The sequence below is a fragment of the Neisseria sicca genome (genome assembly GCF_014054945.1).
In the GTDB taxonomy this organism is placed as follows: Bacteria; Pseudomonadota; Gammaproteobacteria; order Burkholderiales; family Neisseriaceae; genus Neisseria; species Neisseria sicca.
Map to the genome: position 1 here is coordinate 744,628 of NZ_CP059566.1, position 16,512 is coordinate 761,139.

At 49.2% G+C, this 16,512-nt stretch carries 14 protein-coding genes, 2 tRNA genes and 1 pseudogene; 5 read left to right on the forward strand and 12 right to left on the reverse strand.

The genetic code is table 11. The features are described from left to right. Window positions 1-15: 15 nt before the first annotated feature. Entirely contained in the window at window positions 16-870 is an 855-nt protein-coding gene (ygfZ, locus tag H3L95_RS03635) for a CAF17-like 4Fe-4S cluster assembly/insertion protein YgfZ (protein ID WP_003760705.1), read from the reverse strand. Window positions 871-1,066: 196 nt separating this feature from the next. Between ygfZ and H3L95_RS03640 the strand changes: the two genes are divergently transcribed. From H3L95_RS03640 to recR, 3 genes are all read left to right on the forward strand, one after another. Next, on the forward strand, window positions 1,067-1,417 hold the full coding sequence (locus H3L95_RS03640; protein WP_003760703.1) for an ArsC family reductase: 351 nt from the start codon (window positions 1,067-1,069) through the stop codon (window positions 1,415-1,417). A gap of 125 nt (window positions 1,418-1,542) precedes the next feature. Further along, window positions 1,543-3,393 (forward strand): SurA N-terminal domain-containing protein, encoded by a 1,851-nt coding sequence (locus H3L95_RS03645; protein WP_003760701.1) that lies wholly within the window; start codon window positions 1,543-1,545, stop codon window positions 3,391-3,393. A gap of 349 nt (window positions 3,394-3,742) precedes the next feature. Then, complete coding sequence (gene recR, locus H3L95_RS03650) at window positions 3,743-4,348, forward strand: recombination mediator RecR (protein ID WP_003760697.1); 606 nt, start codon at window positions 3,743-3,745, stop codon at window positions 4,346-4,348. A gap of 56 nt (window positions 4,349-4,404) precedes the next feature. Here the strand turns inward: recR and H3L95_RS03655 are convergent, their stop codons facing one another. Beyond that, window positions 4,405-4,692: a hypothetical protein gene (locus tag H3L95_RS03655; protein WP_003760695.1), complete on the reverse strand. Its 288-nt coding sequence runs from the start codon at window positions 4,690-4,692 to the stop codon at window positions 4,405-4,407. A gap of 224 nt (window positions 4,693-4,916) precedes the next feature. On the opposite strand from H3L95_RS03655, the gene H3L95_RS03660 reads away from it, so the two are divergent. Together H3L95_RS03660 and lolD are read left to right on the forward strand one after the other, a co-directional pair. Further along, window positions 4,917-6,167 (forward strand): lipoprotein-releasing ABC transporter permease subunit, encoded by a 1,251-nt coding sequence (locus tag H3L95_RS03660; protein WP_182096207.1) that lies wholly within the window; start codon window positions 4,917-4,919, stop codon window positions 6,165-6,167. Then, window positions 6,160-6,840 carry a lipoprotein-releasing ABC transporter ATP-binding protein LolD gene (gene lolD / locus H3L95_RS03665; RefSeq protein ID WP_003760685.1) on the forward strand — a complete coding sequence of 227 codons (681 nt, stop codon included), beginning with the start codon at window positions 6,160-6,162 and terminating at the stop codon, window positions 6,838-6,840. The genes H3L95_RS03660 and lolD overlap by 8 nt, the downstream gene beginning before the upstream one ends. Before the next feature lie 362 nt (window positions 6,841-7,202). Here lolD and H3L95_RS03670 read toward each other — a convergent pair. The 10 genes and pseudogenes from H3L95_RS03670 to H3L95_RS03715 form a co-directional block, all read right to left on the reverse strand. After that, window positions 7,203-7,292, reverse strand: a tRNA-Ser gene (locus tag H3L95_RS03670). An 81-nt stretch (window positions 7,293-7,373) separates the two neighbouring features. Then, window positions 7,374-7,464 (reverse strand) — tRNA-Ser (locus tag H3L95_RS03675). Window positions 7,465-7,544: 80 nt separating this feature from the next. Then, a complete protein-coding gene (yaaA, locus tag H3L95_RS03680) occupies window positions 7,545-8,324 on the reverse strand; it encodes a peroxide stress protein YaaA (RefSeq protein WP_003760683.1) in 780 nt (259 codons plus the stop codon). Between the two features lie 177 nt (window positions 8,325-8,501). Further along, window positions 8,502-9,689: a succinyldiaminopimelate transaminase gene (gene dapC, locus H3L95_RS03685; RefSeq protein ID WP_003760682.1), complete on the reverse strand. Its 1,188-nt coding sequence runs from the start codon at window positions 9,687-9,689 to the stop codon at window positions 8,502-8,504. A 278-nt stretch (window positions 9,690-9,967) separates the two neighbouring features. Further along, entirely contained in the window at window positions 9,968-11,137 is a 1,170-nt protein-coding gene (locus tag H3L95_RS03690; protein ID WP_003760677.1) for an NAD(P)H-dependent flavin oxidoreductase, read from the reverse strand. A gap of 460 nt (window positions 11,138-11,597) precedes the next feature. After that, a pseudogene (locus tag H3L95_RS03695) lies at window positions 11,598-11,714 on the reverse strand (IS5/IS1182 family transposase); the annotation flags it as partial. A 93-nt stretch (window positions 11,715-11,807) separates the two neighbouring features. Beyond that, window positions 11,808-12,032, reverse strand: a complete 225-nt coding sequence (locus H3L95_RS03700) for a hypothetical protein (RefSeq protein ID WP_003760669.1) — start codon at window positions 12,030-12,032, stop codon at window positions 11,808-11,810. A 125-nt stretch (window positions 12,033-12,157) separates the two neighbouring features. Continuing rightward, the gene (locus tag H3L95_RS03705) at window positions 12,158-12,703 is read right to left on the reverse strand and encodes a hypothetical protein (protein WP_241429744.1); all 546 of its coding nucleotides are present in this window, start codon (window positions 12,701-12,703) and stop codon (window positions 12,158-12,160) included. Window positions 12,704-13,157: 454 nt separating this feature from the next. Next, entirely contained in the window at window positions 13,158-14,468 is a 1,311-nt protein-coding gene (locus H3L95_RS03710) for a DUF2130 domain-containing protein (protein WP_003760661.1), read from the reverse strand. 130 nt (window positions 14,469-14,598) lie between these two features. Next, entirely contained in the window at window positions 14,599-16,368 is a 1,770-nt protein-coding gene (locus H3L95_RS03715; RefSeq protein ID WP_003760659.1) for an ABC transporter ATP-binding protein/permease, read from the reverse strand. Between the last annotated feature and the right edge of the window lie 144 nt (window positions 16,369-16,512).

Below are 16,512 nucleotides of genomic sequence, written 5' to 3' on the forward strand. Positions count from 1 at the left end.
CGCTATCGCTGCGCGTCAAGCATCCACTGTAAAGAACAAGGTTTCTTGTTTTAAAGCATTGCCGTCGGCATCGGTCAAATCGGCGTGTGCTGCGGAAAATTTGATAACCGCAAGACTCAGGCTGCCGATATCGGTCAGCGCGGTATTGATGATTTGTCCGGCTTCTTCGCCTCCGTTTTGAACGGTAACGCCTGCGGCTTCCAACGAATCGCCCCGCAAAACCGCCAGCCCGCGTTTGACTTGTCCGCGATATTGGGCGCGGGCGATGATTTCCTGTCCAGGATAGCAGCCTTTTTTGAAATGTACGCCGCCGATGATGTGTTGGTTGAGCATTTGGGCAACGGCAGTTTCTTTGGTTACCGTCGAAATCCAAGCGTAGCCGCTGCGGATTTCGTGCAGGTTCCAAGCGTTTTCGGCTGCCGCGTCATATTCGGGCAGAAGCCCGGCCTCGCCGATTTTCAGACGACCTGAATGGGGCAGGGTAATGGTGTATACCCCGTTGTCTGCTTGGGCAGGAAAGGATAGGGCAGGTTCGGCTGCGGGAGAGGGTGAGGCAGTTTCGTCCAGCTCGCCTGCAACGGCAAAATCGGGCAGCGGTTCAAAGATGACTTTGGCTCTCAGGACAAACATGCGCAACCGTTTGACAATGGCTTCGATCAAATCCTGCGCCATAATCAGCAGCAAGTCTTCTCCTCGGTTGAGGACGATCATGTTTGCCAGCACGCGCCCTTTCGGGGTGTTGTAAGTGGCATAACATGCGGTATTTTCGTTCAGATGGTTGATGTCGTTGGATAATTGGCCGTGAAGAAAGGAGGCTCTGTCCTCCCCGCTGACTCGGACGACACCAAAAAATGGCAGGCGGGTTTGCATGTGGAATCCTTTGTCGGGTAGCAATGGAATAGTTCGATATTATAAGAACAAACGCTTGATGAAAAAAGCCGTTGAGTATAGGAAAAGCATACAGAGGTCGTCTGAAAAGTTTTCAGACGACCCATTTTATTCTGATTAAAAGGAAAATCGGCTAAAATGACGGCGCTTTTTCTTTAGGGTAGAGAGTGATTTCAAGATGATTCAGTTATACGGCATTCCCAATTGCGATACGGTGAAAAAAGCCCGCAAATGGTTGGAAGAACATGGCGTTGATTTTCAATTTGTGGATTTTAAAAAGAGCCCGCCGCAAGTTGACACGATAAGCAAATGGTTGGAGCAGATACCGCTGGAGGTTTTATTGAACAAACGCAGTACGACGTGGCGCAAACTGGATGGGCAAGCCCAAGCTGCTGCGGCTACTGTCGATGGCGCGGTTCGATTGATGGCGGAACAGCCCAGCATCATCAAGCGTCCGGTTTTGGAAAAGGAAGGGCGGTTTTTCGTCGGCTTTTCCGAAGAAAACTATCAAGAAATTTTTTCAAAATAACACGATACGGCGGGATGGGGTCGTCTGAAAAATAAGTCGGACCGGCGTTCTGCCAAGAGTGCATAACAAGGCAAAACGCGCTACAATGCGCGTTTGCTATTTTAACCATTACGTCTTCAGATAATATGTTCCATACCGTTGAAAAATATAAAACTCCGGCCCAGATTTTGTTGGGTCTGATTGCGCTGACCTTCGTCGGCTTCGGTGTCAGCACGGTTGCTGTGCCCGGCTCTGATTTTATCGTCAAAATAGGGGATGAAAAAATCAGTGAGTATTCTTTGAATAATGAGTTGCAAGGTGAGCAGCTTCAAGGTCAAAGCCCGTCGCGGGGAGCAGTATTCCAATCTTTGGTTCAACGCGCCTATTTAAAGGAAGGTGCCAAGCTGATGGGTGTGGAAGTTTCCCAAGAGCAGCTTAAACAACTGATCGTGGACGATCCTAATTTTCACGATCAAAACGGTAAATTCAGCCAACAGATCTTTTCAAACTTCCTGAGCCAACGCCATATGACGGAAGACCAGTTTGTCGCCGACATCCGCGAACGGTATGCGTTGCAAAGTTTGATCAATTTGGTGCAAAACGGTGCGATTATCAGTGATGCGCAAGCAGAACAGCTGATTAAGCTGACTCAGGCGACCCGCGATATCCGTTCGGTAACATTCAATCCTGAAGCCTTTGTTTCTCAAGTAAAAGTTGATGATGCCGCATTGAAGGCATATTATGAGGCGCACAAAAAAGATTATCTGATTCCGCAAGGCGTGAAATTGGAATACATCGCCCTGAGTGCCAAAGATTTGGCGGACAAACAGGCCGTCAGCGAAGACGAAGTGAAAAAAGCATTTGACGAGCAGGCGCCCCATCTTTCGCCCCGCCGTGAAATTGCCCACATTTTCTTCCCAGTTCCTCAAGATGCCGATGAAACGGTACGCGCGGCAATCAAAGCCGAAGCAGACAAAGTTGCGGCAGAGCTGAAAGCCAAGCCGGCCGATTTTGCTGATCTGGCGAAGAAATATTCAAAAGACACCGCATCTGCTTCCAAAGGCGGCAACTTGGGCTATCTGTCTAAAGACGGCGGCTTGGGGACGGATTTGGAAAACGTGGCGTTCTCGCTGCCTAAAGGCGGAATCAGCGATGTGGTTCAAACACCGGTCGGCTACGATATCGTCCAAGTTTTGAATATCGAAGACAAAGTGTCTTTAGAACATGAAAAAGCCCGTATCGAAGCCGATTTGAAGCTGAAAAAAGCTGCTTCCGAATTTAATTCGGTCAAAGAAAAGCTTTCTGAAGAAGCATTTAATACGCCGACTTCCCTGGCGGATGTCGCTAAAAAAACAAATCTGAAACTGGAAAGTCTGGATCAAGATTGGTTGACTCAAGCCAATGGTAAAGCAGCAGGTTTGCCCGATGCATTGATTAATGCTGCGTTCAGTGAAGATGTGTTGAAGAAAAAACACAATTCCGATTTGATTTCCATGGACAAAGATACGGTTTGGGTCATTCGTGTCAAGGAAGTCAGGGAAGAAAAAACCGCACCTTTCGCTGACGTTCAAGAAGAAGTGCGTTTGGCTTATCTGCGCAGCGAAGCCGCAAAACTGGCCGATAAAAAAGCCAAAGAAGCCATCGAGGCTTTGAAGGCAGGCAAGGCAGTTGACTTGAAATGGTCGGAAGTATCGAAATTGAGTGCGCAAGATGCACGCCGGACCATGGCACCCGAAGCGTATAACGAACTGATTAAAGCCCGTCCGCAAAATGGCAAACCTGCATACGCCATGCTGCTGGAAGGCATGCCGGCTCCTGTAATTGTTGAAGTACAGAATATTGCCGCGCCGGAAAATATCGCTTCCCAAGTGCCTGCTGCCAAACAAATGCTGGCGCAACAGCAGTCTGCCAACATTTTTGACGCATTGCTGCGTTATTTCAGCAAGGAAATCAAGCGCGAGCAAGGTGCGCAAAAAGTTGATAATTCAGCAGAGTAAGCTGGTGATGAACAGGTAGGCGGCAATGATGGCAAACATGATTGCCCGTCTGCCTTAAACAGAATCAAACGGTCGGAGAAAATCCGACCGTTTTCATTATATAATCAGCCTTTCTTGCCCCATCAATATAGTGGATTAACTTTAAACCAGTACGGCGTTGCCTCGCCTTAGCTCAAAGAGAACGATTCTCTAAGGTGCTGAAGCACCAAGTGAATCGGTTCCGTACTATCTGTACTGTCTGCGGCTTCGTCGCCTTGTCCTGATTTAGTTAATCCACTATATATAGTGATTTCACTACCATACACATCCCGATTTTCCTTGTTTTTCGGTTAGAGGTCGTCTGAATACCATGAGCAAAGCTCCCGATGCTTTTACGCGGCTGATTAATGCCTTGAAAATTTTACCCAATGTCGGTCCCAAATCCGCGCAGCGCATGGCGCATCAATTGCTGCAAAGCAAGCGGGAGCAGGCGCAGGAGTTGGTTGATGCTTTGCAATATGCATTAAAGCAAGTCCAGCATTGCAGGATGTGCAACACATTTTGCGAAGGGAGTTTGTGTGATATCTGTTCTGACGAATCGCGCGACAAACACCGCCTGATGATCGTCCATATGCCGGCAGATGTTTCCAATATGGAAACTGCCAATTGCCATGACGGTTTGTATTTTGTGCTGATGGGGCAAATCAGTCCCGCGCAAGGGATGGATGTGAGCGCCATCGCATTGGACAAACTGGTGGCAAGGTTGCAGAACGCCGATGTCGAAGAAATCATCATTGCAACAAACTTTACTGCCGAAGGAGATGCGACGGCGTATGTGTTGGCAGAATTGTTTAAAAACCTTCCATACAAAGTCAGCCGTCTTGCCAGAGGCATCCCTTTGGGTGGGGAGCTGGAATATGTCGATGCTGGAACTTTGGCGCAGGCCGTTTATGAAAGGCGCGCAATCAAGGAATAAACAATAAGGTCGTCTGAAAACGCGTTTCAGACGACCTTATTTCAAACAAAGCCGGTTTATTTGCAGCTTACGCCTTGAATTTGCGGAGTGTCGCCGCTGCCTACTTTGAAGGCACATTTGGTGGCGCTGCTGCCGGACACGGTGACGACACCGCTGCCTGCGGTCAGGCTGACCGGTTCTTTAACACCCATGCCGACTGCGGTTGCGGCAAGTTTTTGCACGTCGGCAGCGGAATAGGACGTATTGTTTGAACTGATTTTAATCTCCTTAGCCGCATACGCATTTGCACTGAATGCCAATCCGGCAGCGGCAACGGATAATGCTAAGAATTTTGTGATGTTCATTAATGGTTTTCCTTTTTGATGGCGGTAAACTTTACCGCGATTTCAGAATAAGGCCGAATAGATGATTGTGCAAGTTTTTCGACCGATTTTACGGTAGCCCTGAATAAGAAGACTTTGGTTTACAAATTGCGATGTCTCTATTCTCGGTCGTTTCGGCGTATTCAGACGACCTGTCGGTTTTACGGTACAATAGGCGTTTTTTGACAAACGGATGAGGCATATAAATGGCTTCTTTAGAGACTTGGATAGGACTGCGCTATTTGCGGGCAAAAAAACGCAATGGCTTCATGTCGTTTATCACCGTCATTTCTATTGTGGGTATTGCACTCGGTGTGATGGCTTTGATTGTCGTATTGTCTGTCATGGCGGGCTTTCAGAGAGACATACGGGGGCAGCTTTTGAAAGTGGCTCCTCATGCCGAAATGGGTTATTACGATAACGGTAACGGTAAAAGCTGGGAGAGCCTGCGCGAGATTATTAAAGGACGCAAAGAGGTGCTTCAGTCGGCACCTTATGTTTCGGGACAGGCATTGCTGGCAAATGCGGGTGAGGTTCAAGGCGTTCAAATCCGCGGGATTTTGCCTGATGAAGAAAAAAAGATCGTTGAATACAGTAAAGAAATGCCTGTAGGCAGTTTTGATGATTTGAAGCCGGGCGAATTCGATATTATTTTGGGGCAGGATTTGGCTGAGACTTTGGATGTAAAGGTTGGTGAAAAAATCACTGTCGTTACGCCTGAAGGCAACGTGACGCCTGCCGGTGTCGTACCTCGTCTGAAACAATTTAAAGTTGTCGGCTTGGTCAAAACCAAAATCCATGAATTGAACAATTCTCTGGCATTGACACACATGAAAGACGCCCAGGTCTTGTACCGCCTAGATGAAAATGCGGCAGGCTTGAGATTGAAACTTGCCGATCCGATCAACGCGCCGTCGTTCACCGAAACACTGCTGCCGAAAAATCTGCAAGAAGAAGTATGGTTGCGCGATTGGACGTACACCAACCGCAGTTATTTCGAGGCCGTAGAAATGGAGAAAAGGGTGATGTTCATCATTCTGCTGCTGATTGTTGCTGTAGCCACCTTTAACTTGGTTTCTTCTTTGGTCATGGCGGTTACGGAAAAACAAGCCGATATTGCCATTTTGAGGACTTTGGGTGTCTCCCCGGGCAGCATTATGAAAATTTTTATGGTGCAGGGCGTATTTGCCGGCTTTTTCGGTACCTTGACCGGTGTGATTACCGGTGTCACGCTGGCTTTGAACGTGGGCAGTATTGTCAAACAGTTAGAGAATTGGTTTGGTTTCCAATTCATCAAATCACAAGTTTATTTCATCGATTATATCCCGAGTGATGTCAGTGTTCATGATGTTGTGCTGATAGCCTGCATTTCCCTGATTTTGTCGTTTATCGCTACGCTCTATCCAAGCTGGCGTGCTGCAAGAACCCAACCGGCGGAGGCTTTGCGCTATGAATAAAGTAGTTTTGAAATGCGATAATGTCAGCAAAAGCTACAAAGACGGTCAATTGAATGTCAATGTTTTGAATCAGTTGAGGCTAGAAGTGCTCGAAGGTCAAAGCGTCAGTATTATCGGTTCGTCTGGTAGCGGCAAATCGACGTTGATGCACATTTTGGGCGGCTTGGATAAACCGACTTCCGGCAGCGTGGTACTGATGGGGCAGGATTTGAGTCAGTTGGGACAGAAACAACTGGGTCTGCTGCGCAATCAGTATTTGGGTTTTGTGTACCAGTTCCACCATTTGCTGCCTGAATTTTCCGCTTTGGAAAACGTCATGATGCCGCTTTTAATCGGCAAGATGAAAAAAGCCGAAGCAGAACAGCGTGCGGTTGAAATGTTGGAAAAAGCGGGTTTGAAAAAGCGCATACAACACCGTCCCAGCGAGCTTTCCGGTGGCGAACGCCAACGTGCCGCCATTGCGCGCGCGCTGGTGACACGTCCGAAATGTTTGCTCGCTGACGAGCCGACAGGCAATCTTGACCGTAAAAATGCGCAAAATGTACTGGATATGATGCTGGATCTGAAATCCGAGTTGAATACCAGCCTGATTGTGGTCACGCATGATGATGAGTTGGCAGTCCGCTTTGAGCGGGTCATGCTGATGCACGACGGACGCTTGGAAGAGCAGTAACTATCCGGCAAATACGCAAAGGTCGTCTGAAAAAGCAATTGATGCTTTTCAGACGACGGCGGATTCGCATTTGAAGTACAACTTTCCATAACAGAAAAAGGCCGGTATGCGGTAGCATACTGGCCTTTCCTGCAATGCAACACATTAATATCCTTATCCGCCAAATAAAAACACTTGGTTACGAAACCGCCAAGTGTTTTATTCTTGAATCTGTTCCAACCACTGATGCACTTGAAATCTGAATCCAAGGTCGTCTGAATACTGAATGCCCCTTGAAGTTGAATTCATCCACTGTACATACCCAATACTTGGGAGGAAGATTCAAAAAAAGCTGCTTTGGAAAGAGCAGCTTTTGTCCGGTTTGGCGGAAACGGTGGGATTCGAACCCACGGAGGATTTGCACCCTCAGCGGATTTCGAGTCCGCTGCATTCAGCCTCTCTGCCACGTTTCCGTAGAATAAAGTAAAACCAAATAAAAATGTTGATGGCTGGGCTTCACTTCATTTTTATTTGGTTTTTCTATTTTCAAGAAATGGCGGAAGCGGTGAGATTCGAACTCACGGAGGGCTATCAACCCTCGACGGTTTTCAAGACCGTTGCATTAAACCGCTCTGCCACGCTTCCGTTTCTTGAAGCCGAAATAATAATGAAATTTGTCGGGTTTGCCAAGCGAAATTTTCAGGCGAATATTTAGTTTTTTGTTTTTACTTGGTTTGTTCTTTACGCATGAACACCCATTCGGACTCATTTGACGCTGCTGCGTTAAATGCGTAACCTTCGTAATCGAAATTTTTCAGCATTTCAGGGTCGGTGATATTGTGTTCCGCTGCGTAGCGTACCATCAGTCCGCGCGCGCGTTTGGCGTAGAAGCTGATGATTTTGTATTTGCCGTTTTTTTCATCTTTGAAAACGGGGGTAATCAGACGGGCTTTAAGTTTTTTAGTGTTGACGGATTTGAAATATTCTTGCGAAGCGAGGTTAACCAATATGTCGCTGCCTGCTTGGGCAAGGGTGTCGTTTAACAGGTCTGTGATGATGTCGCCCCAAAATTCATACAGGTTCTTACCGCGTGTGTTGGCAAACGCCGTTCCCATTTCCAAACGGTAGGGCTGCATCAAATCCAGCGGGCGCAGGATACCGTAGAGGCCGGAAAGCAGGCGGACGTGTTGTTGCAGATATTGGATTTGTTCGGGTTTGAGGGTGTCTGCGGCGATGCCTTCGTAAACGTCGCCGTTGAACATAAAGACTGCCTGTTTGGCGTTGTCGGGGGTAAATGGCGTATGCCATTCGGCGTTGCGCTCGGCGTTTAAGAGGGCGATTTTGTCGGAAACGTGCATCAGCTCGGCGATTTGCTGCGGGGCGAGTTCACGCAATTGGCGCATCAGGATTTCGGCTTCTGCCAAGAGGTCGGGTTGGGTGAATTCTTTGACGGGCGCAGGGTCTTTTTCATTGAGGTTTTTGGCGGGGGAAAGGACGAAGAACATGATGGACTCGGAGATATGATAAACAGCGGCATTGTAGGTTTAAAATGTTTTATGGGCAAGTTTGATAAGTGAAGTAAATGCCGTTATAGCAAAGGCTGTTTGAATGAAATTAAAAAGGTCGTCTGAAAACTCGGATTTGAGGTTTTCAGACGACCTTTTATTGAACTGCCACTTTATTCAGCGATATAGGGAAACGATGGTTTCGGCGGCTTTGACGCAGCTGTCGACATCGGCGACCAAGGCGATGCGGACGTAGCCTTCACCGGGGTTGCCCCATTCGGTATCGCGGGCGAGGAAGCGGCCGGGGAGGACTTGGATGGCAGCTTTTTGCCATAGGTTTTTGGCAAATGCCAAATCGTCGCCATCGGGGACTTTCAGCCAGATGTAGAATGATGCGTCGGGCAGTTTGACATCGAATGCCTTCTGCAAAATGGGGATGACGCGGTCGAATTTTTCCTGGTATAGGCGGCGGTTGGCAATGACGTGTTCTTCGTCGTTCCACGCGGCGATGCTGGCGCGTTGGACGGGGATGCTCATTGCGCTGCCGTGGTAGGTGCGGTAGAGCAGGAAGTTTTTAAGCAATTCGGCATCGCCTGCGACAAAACCGGAGCGCAGTCCGGGGACGTTGGAGCGTTTGGAGAGGCTGGTGAACATGACGATATTGCGGTTGCTGCGCCCTAATTGCGCTGCTGCCTGTAAGCCGCCTATGGGTTTGTTGCCGTCGAAATAGATTTCGGAATAGCATTCGTCGGAAGCAATGATGAAACCGTATTTGTCTTGCAGATCAAAGATTTCTTGCCAGTCTTCCAGTTGCAGGACGCTGCCGCTGGGGTTGTTGGGCGAGCAGACGAACATGACTTTGGTGCGTTGCCATACGTCTTCGGTAATGCTTTTCCAATCGGGCTTGAAGGACGGGGCAGGGCAGTTGGCAAAACGGATTTCGCCGCCGCCGAGAATGGCTGCGCCTTCGTAGATTTGGTAGAACGGGTTGGGGCTGAGGACGACGGGTTTGAGGTCGTCTGAAACGGGGTTTAAGACGGTTTGAACGAAGGAAAACAAGGCTTCGCGGCTGCCGAGTACGGGCAGGACTTCTGTATCGGGGTTGACGGTCAGTCCATCGTAACGGCGGCGCATCCAGTCGGCACAGGCTTGACGCAGCTCGGGCAGACCTGCGGTCAGAGGGTATTTTTCCAGTTCGTGCAGCGAGGCGGTCAGCGCATTGGTGATGACTTCGGGGGTAGGGTGTTTCGGTTCGCCGATGTGCAGGTGGACGGGGGCGACGCCTTCGGGAGGGTTAACGCCCTGCATGGCTTCGCGTAGGCGGGCAAACGGATAGGGTTGGAGCTGGTTGAGTAGTGGGTTCATGGGTGTTCCAAATGTCTATCGAGACGGTCATCTTAGCATTTTTTATGCGGATTTTGTTGACAATGTGTGCAGGAAAAGGGAGGCAGCGTTGAGAAAAGGTCGTCTGAATATCGGTTTCAGACGACCTTTTTAAGCATCACGCGATTTGCAGGCAAAATATAGTGGATTAACTTTAAACCAGTACGGCGTTGCCTCGCCTTGTCCTGATTTAAAGTTAATCCACTAAAAAAGGGCACATTGAAATATGCCCTTTTTTAGCGTTCATCTGTGGGTATGAATTATTTGGCTGCTGCGGGAAGAGCGCCGTTGAGCAGATATTGGATGGTTTCTTGCACCGTGCGGATGGCGTTGCCAAACGGCAGCGGGTCTTTACCTCGGAAAAACAAGCCTTTATCGACTTCGCCACGGAAGGCGGCGGAGAGTTGGATGTCAATGCAGAATTGTCCGGCTTTTGCCAAACCGTCGCGCAGGCCGCAGCTGGTCAGACAGTTCAAGCCTTGCGTACAGCGGCGCGGGTCGGCTTTGGCATTGGCTTGCAGCTTGGATTCGCGCTTGATGTAGCTGTCTAGGAATTTGGTGCGCACACCGCGTGCGGGCAGTCCGGCGACGGACATAAATTCGACAACATGCTCGGTTTCTGCGCCTGCCAGCGTTTTTTTGAAGTTGATGTGGGCATCGCCTTCTTCGGTAACCGCAAACGCCGTGCCGATTTGGACGGCGGATGCGCCCCAGTTTTTCAGCGCGGTTTTGACTTTTTCAAAGTTCGCCATGCCTCCGGCGAGGATGAGCGGGATTTTTTCGCTTTCAAGACCTAAGTTCTTGAATACTTCGAAAGTTTCTTCGATGACGCGTTTGAATTCAAACTTGGCATCGTTCACACCTGCCACGCTTGCCGCGCCCAAGTGTCCGGCAGCGTGTGCGGGATGTTCGATAACGATGGCATCGGGCAAAACACCTTTTTTTATCCAGCGTTTCAATACGATGCCGATACCGCGCGATTCGGACAAAATCGGGAACAGGGCGACATCTTTGTGATAACCCTCGGTCATTTCGGGCAAATCCAGCGGCAATCCCGCGCCCATCACAATCGCGTCCGCTCCCGATTCGCAGGCTTGGCGGACGTAAGCGGCGTGGTCTTTGACGGCTTTCATGACGTTGACGGCGATCATGCCTTTGCCGTTTGCGTCGGCTTTGGCTTTTTGGATTTCGCGGTCAAGCGCGGTGCAGTTGAGTCGGGTGTATTTTTCTTCGCTCGGATTGATTTTGGATTCGGCGAGCAGGTCGTCATGCAGGTGGCGCAAATCAACGCTGGCAATCGTGCCGACACCGTTTTCACGGGCGACCGCGCTGGAGAGTTTCGATGCGGAAACGCCCACGCCCATCCCGCCTTGGACGACGGGAATCAATGATTTGCCTCGGATGTGCAATGGGTCGAAGTTGTTTTGCATGTATGGGTTCCTTGATGGTTGCGGGAGCGGACTGATATTGGCAGACCGGCTTTGCTGGATTTTTGAAAATTTATTTTTAATCAATGGGTAAGGTTTGGTTTTTTACTGAGCCTGATGATATTGGGCTGCTTGTATCTTAGGTTTTAGTAATTATACTCTAAATGTGGACAAAAATTAGAGTATCAATACAGTTTTTGCAAATTAAATTTGAAAAGTATTGTTAACTAAGAAATATTTTTTCGGGTTAGGTCGTCTGAAAGATTGATTTATCGAAGGTTCACTCAGGTACGGAGACGGTAAGCAGAGGTGTTCATATTATGTTAGAAGCCTGTACTTCCGATACTGGGCATATCTATACCTATACCGGCAGCGAAAAATAGGAAAGCCGGACAATCAGTAGCGGCGTAACCAATCAAAATAGCCTGAACATGACGCTTAATGCTTTGGACTTGCAGAGTTTGTATAGTAAATTAACTTTAAACCAGTACGGCGTTGCCTCGCCTTGCCGTACTACCTGTACTGTCTGCGGCTTCGTCGCCTTGTCCTGATTTAAATTGAATCCACTATAAAAAGTCCTCAAGCAGGCTTTTCTGATTTATGACGTAATAGGATAGAGGGAAGAAAAGAGAAAAACGACCCGAAAGGGTCGTCTGAAAAGCAGAATAACGCACTAAGGCCGCCAGAACCAAAGATAGATGCATAAAAGTATCCAGCCGATGAAGGCGGCGCCGAGAACAGCACGAAGGATTGGGGTGCCGGCAGCAGATGAACGGACTCGCTCTCCACGGAGAAGAGCCTCATTATAGGCTTTCCGTTTTTTTCGAAGATCATCATTCCAGATATTTGCAGGATGCCAGCTATACGACGGATTGTGCATCATATCATCATCGTCCATAAGTAACTCCTTTTGAAATTGTATTTGGCAGGTCGTCTGAAACCGGATTACAGATTGTATTTCTGTTTTAGTTCAGCCAATTCCCGTTCGGTTTCTCATTTCCCGAATTCATCAAACTCTATGGCTTACCTTTTCACTCTGACCGAGCGCAAGTGCTTGAATTTGCCTTTGTCGAGCAGGAAGTAATGATGGCCGAATTGTTCTGAACCGTCCTTATCTTGTAAGTGCCCCTCAAGACAACCGGAGGCGATGACTAGGTTACTCTTCGGATCGGAACGGAAGTCGCCGTCCTCATCAATATCTCCGCAGCCTAACAGCAGATCGCCCAATTGAATCGGCGTTCCCGTGGTATTGTCAATTGCACCCGCTTCGATACAGCCTGACGTGCCGCAACCGAAACCGAAAGTGGAATATTTGCCGGCGGCGTTGGGACGGTTTTCTGCTAAAACCTCACGGAGCCGGGTGCGGAACGTACGGGCGTAATGGTCTTTCATGTTAAGTTTGGCAGTTTTGCCGTTGAAGGTATTTTTTGTCGGATAGCCGTCGAAGCGGTAAATTTTTTGCTTTTGAGCGCGTTCGAACTGGGCTTTGGTCATGGTCAGCTCCGGACCTGCAACAGCAGTGAATGGAACGAGTAATAAGACCGTCAAAATACAGCTTGGTTTCATCATATACTCCTTTATAGAGTCTGTTGTAGATTTGATATTCAAGAACATCATGACAGTGTTGCTAAAAAATTGTATTCCCCGTCATCCGAAACGTTGTCGTAAACGATAATGTTTCATATCCCTTCATTTCTCGCTCCTCCTGATGTAGAACCTGGCTTGCACCGAGTATCTGGATAGTCTTTTATCTGTCTAAGATTTGTGGCGGTTCATTTTTCAGACGACCTTTTTGTATAGTGGATTAAATTTAAATCAGGACAAGGCGACGAAGCCGCAGACAGTACAGATAGTACGGCAAGGCGAGGCAACGCCGTACTGGTTTAAAGTTAATCCACTATAGATGTGGATAAATGAGTTTGTTCAAGAACTGATAGAAAACGAGATACCTGTTCTCCGTCACTCCTGCTTGCGCAGGCGTAACGGCCGGCTGGCGTTTCTATTTTCATTCTCGAAGCAAATCTCAATCCTCTTTTTTCTCCAACGCGGCAAAGGCAGCCTTCATGGTCGGATTTTTGCGTACTAATTTTTTGACGGTCAAATCGGTTGCTTTGTTGTTGGCAAGGCGCAGGTTGTTTTCCGAAGAGAGCAGGGCTTCTTTGGTTTTTTGCAGGTGGCTGATGGTTTTGTCGATTTCGTCGATGGCGGTTTGGAACTTGCGGCTGGCGAGTTCGTAATTGCGGGCGAAGTCGGTTTTGAACTTGTCTAGGTCTTCTTCAAAGTGCGTGATGTCGATGTTTTGCGCGCGCATTTGTGCCAATTCTTGTTTGTATTTCAATGAATTGAGAGCGGCGTTGCGCAGCAGGGAGACGATGGGGATGAAGAACTGCGGGCGCACGACATACATTTTCGGGTAGGCGTAGGACACGTCGACGATGCCGTTGTTGTAGAGGTCGCTGTCGGCTTCCAAGAGTGAGACGAGTACGGCGTATTCGCAGTTTTTTTCTCTGCGGTCTTTGTCCAACTCTTTAAAAAAGTGTTCGTTTTTCTTTTTGGTGGCGGTTTCGTCGTTTTCGTTTTTCATCTCGAACATGATGGAGATGATTTCGTTGCCTTCTTCGTCGGTTTCGCGGTAGATGTAGTCGCCTTTGCTGCCGGTTTTGGCGTCGTTGTCCTTGCCGAATACGGCTTGGGGAAAGGCGGTGGTGCGGATGCGGTTGAATTCGGTTTCGCAGTGCTGCTCGAGGCTTTCGCCTATCATTTTGGTGGACTGTCTGGCTTTGAAGTCTTTGTAGAAGGCGATGGTTTCGTCTTTTTGTTTGAGTTCGGCCTCGTATTTTTCGCGCAGGCTTTGTTTTTCCAACTGGTTTTCTTTGGATTGCAGCATGAGCTGCGTGTTCAAATTGCCCAATTCGCGCTCTTTTTCGGCAACGGCTTTGGTGATTTCCAGCTCTTTTTCCATGTTTTTCGCCGTTTCCAGCGATTTTGCCTGCGCTTTCAGCTCGGCAATCAATTTGTCCTGTTCGGCGATTTGCGCTTTCAGACGACCTTCGATTTCGGCGGCGGCGAGTTTGCTGTCTTTTTCGTAGGCGTTGATTTGGTTGGACAGGGCGGCGATTTCGTGGTTTTTGTCGGCTAGGATTTTGTCGAACTGATTTTGCGCCTGCGCTTGGGCAAGCTGCATATCGCTTTGAAACTGCATCTGCGCCTGTTGCAGACGCTCGTGGATTTCGGTTTGAAATTCTTGGGTGCGGACTTGGTTCAGGATATCGGCGTAACTGGCTTCGTTGACGGTAAACGCGGTGTGGCAGTGCGGGCATTTGATTTCGTGCATGGCGGGTTTCCCTTGTATTTGAAGCGTGTCATTTTAGCAGAAAGGTCGTCTGAAAAAGTTTTAGCGAAACTCGCTGCGCTCGTTTTAGCGAAACCCTTACGGGTTTTCAGACGACCTCGTTGCTTTAAATTCAATCGCAAGCTACGTTGCCGACATCAAGACTGAAATCGTGAAACTCGTTGAGCGTGCTGCGGTGGCCGATGCTGATGATGATGCTCTGCGGCAGTTCGCGTTTCAAGGCGCGGTAGAGCAGGGCTTCGGTCGGTTCGTCCAAGGCGGCGGTAGCTTCGTCGAGCAGGATGACTTTGGGCTGCGAGAGCAGGGCGCGGACGAAGGCGATGCGTTGCAGTTCGCCCGGGGAGAGTTTGTGTTGCCAGTCGTCGGGTTTGTCCAATTTATCAACGAGATAACCTAAGCGGCAGGTGTTCATGGCGTCGGCTAGTTCGGGATGCTGTTTGTCGATGTCGGGGTAACAAATCGCGTCGCGCAGGCTGCCTTGTGCCGTGTACGGGCGTTGCGGCAGGAAGAGGATGTCTTGATGCGGCGGACGGCTGACTTTGCCGCTGCTGCCGAACGGCCAAAGCCCCGCCAGCGCGCGCAGCAGCGAGGTTTTGCCACAACCGCTCGGGCCGCGTATCAGCAGGGAATCGCCGCTTTTTAGGTTGACGTTGATGCCGCTCAACAGGATTTCGCCGTTGTGGTGGAACAGGACGACGTTTTCCAGCGAGAGGTCGTCTGAAACTTCGGTAATGTCGGGTTGCTGCGCGCTGTGTTGTTCTTCCGTACTCAGCAAAAAGCCGTACAGACGCTCCAGTCGGGCTCGGTAGGCGGTGAATTTGTTGTAGAACATTCGAAAAAAGGAGAGGGCGTTTTGCAGTCGGGCGAAGGCTTGGACGGTCTGCTGGATGTCGCCGATTTTGATTTGTCCGGCAAACAGGCGCGGGGCTTGCAAAATAATGGGGAAGAGCTTGATTCCGTTGGTAAACATATCGTTAAAGCCGCTCAAGCAGACGCTTTGGCGGGCGATGCGCCAACGGTTGCGGATGATGGCCTTGAAGCGGTCGGCAAGCTGGTCGTGTTCGTGTTGTTCGCCGCTGTAAAACGCCACGCTTTCGGCGTGGTCGCGCACGCGGATGAGGGAGTAACGGTAGTCGCCGTTGAGTTTTTCGTTTTCATAGTTGTAACGAATCAACGGGTTGCCTATCCACATGGCGATAAAGGTCGCCAAAATCACAAACATATAGACAAACCAAACGATGCCGTGCGGAATGTCGAAGCCGAACACGGTCAGGATGCCCGCCAAACCCCATAAAACAACGGCAAATTCCAGCGAGGTAACGACCGAATTGACCATGCCGCGCACAAATTCTATGGTCGAGGCGATGAAATCCTGCGCGTCCTGCTGGATACGCTGGTCGATGTTGTCCGGCGCATGGCGGCGCATTTGCAGGCGGTAGTAGTTTTTGTCGGCAAGCCAGCGCGTTGTCAGCACTTCATTGAGCCGCTCCGACCATTTAATCGCCAAGCCTTGATCGAGAAAGTCGTTGACGACGTTGTTAAACGCCCGCACCAACACCACGCCCGCGTTCATCGCTGCAAACATCCAAAACGCGGAGGCGTTCAAATCCTGCATCGAGTCGTAAAGCCCTTTGGACATAAAGGTACTCAATACATTCAGCCGCACTTCGGTCAGCAACAGCACAATCATCGCGGTAATCGCCAGCAAGACTTTGACCGCACTTTTCGGCGTCAGGCACAGCCGCAGGATATAGGCAAACTCGCGCCCAAAGCGCGTTTCGCGTGCCAAAAACAGAATCACCGCCGAGGCGGCGGCGACCATCAATAAGGTTTGTAACAGCCAAGACGGCGTGGAATAAAGCTCGATTTGCCATTTTTGCATGTGCGTTGTCTCTTGAGGCAGGCAGCGGGCAGGGGTCGTCTGAAACCTGGATTCTCTGCTTAATAAAATAATTTACAATTACTATGGAAAAAGTTTTGATTTATGTTGTATTTTTGTTTTTACAAATGGTTATCATCACTTTTT

Bases quoted from the DNA above. Each gene is read 5' to 3' on its own strand.
- H3L95_RS03700 (WP_003760669.1), bottom strand. From the start codon at position 12,032: ATGGACGATGATGATATGATGCACAATCCGTCGTATAGCTGGCATCCT.
- yaaA (WP_003760683.1), bottom strand. From the start codon at position 8,324: ATGTTCTTCGTCCTTTCCCCCGCCAAAAACCTCAATGAAAAAGACCCT.
- lolD (WP_003760685.1), top strand. From the start codon at position 6,160: ATGAATAAAGTAGTTTTGAAATGCGATAATGTCAGCAAAAGCTACAAA.
- H3L95_RS03690 (WP_003760677.1), bottom strand. From the start codon at position 11,137: ATGCAAAACAACTTCGACCCATTGCACATCCGAGGCAAATCATTGATT.
- recR (WP_003760697.1), top strand. From the start codon at position 3,743: ATGAGCAAAGCTCCCGATGCTTTTACGCGGCTGATTAATGCCTTGAAA.
- H3L95_RS03710 (WP_003760661.1), bottom strand. From the start codon at position 14,468: ATGCACGAAATCAAATGCCCGCACTGCCACACCGCGTTTACCGTCAAC.
- dapC (WP_003760682.1), bottom strand. From the start codon at position 9,689: ATGAACCCACTACTCAACCAGCTCCAACCCTATCCGTTTGCCCGCCTA.
- H3L95_RS03645 (WP_003760701.1), top strand. From the start codon at position 1,543: ATGTTCCATACCGTTGAAAAATATAAAACTCCGGCCCAGATTTTGTTG.
- H3L95_RS03640 (WP_003760703.1), top strand. From the start codon at position 1,067: ATGATTCAGTTATACGGCATTCCCAATTGCGATACGGTGAAAAAAGCC.
- H3L95_RS03705 (WP_241429744.1), bottom strand. From the start codon at position 12,703: ATGATGAAACCAAGCTGTATTTTGACGGTCTTATTACTCGTTCCATTC.
- H3L95_RS03655 (WP_003760695.1), bottom strand. From the start codon at position 4,692: ATGAACATCACAAAATTCTTAGCATTATCCGTTGCCGCTGCCGGATTG.
- H3L95_RS03715 (WP_003760659.1), bottom strand. From the start codon at position 16,368: ATGCAAAAATGGCAAATCGAGCTTTATTCCACGCCGTCTTGGCTGTTA.
- ygfZ (WP_003760705.1), bottom strand. From the start codon at position 870: ATGCAAACCCGCCTGCCATTTTTTGGTGTCGTCCGAGTCAGCGGGGAG.
- H3L95_RS03660 (WP_182096207.1), top strand. From the start codon at position 4,917: ATGGCTTCTTTAGAGACTTGGATAGGACTGCGCTATTTGCGGGCAAAA.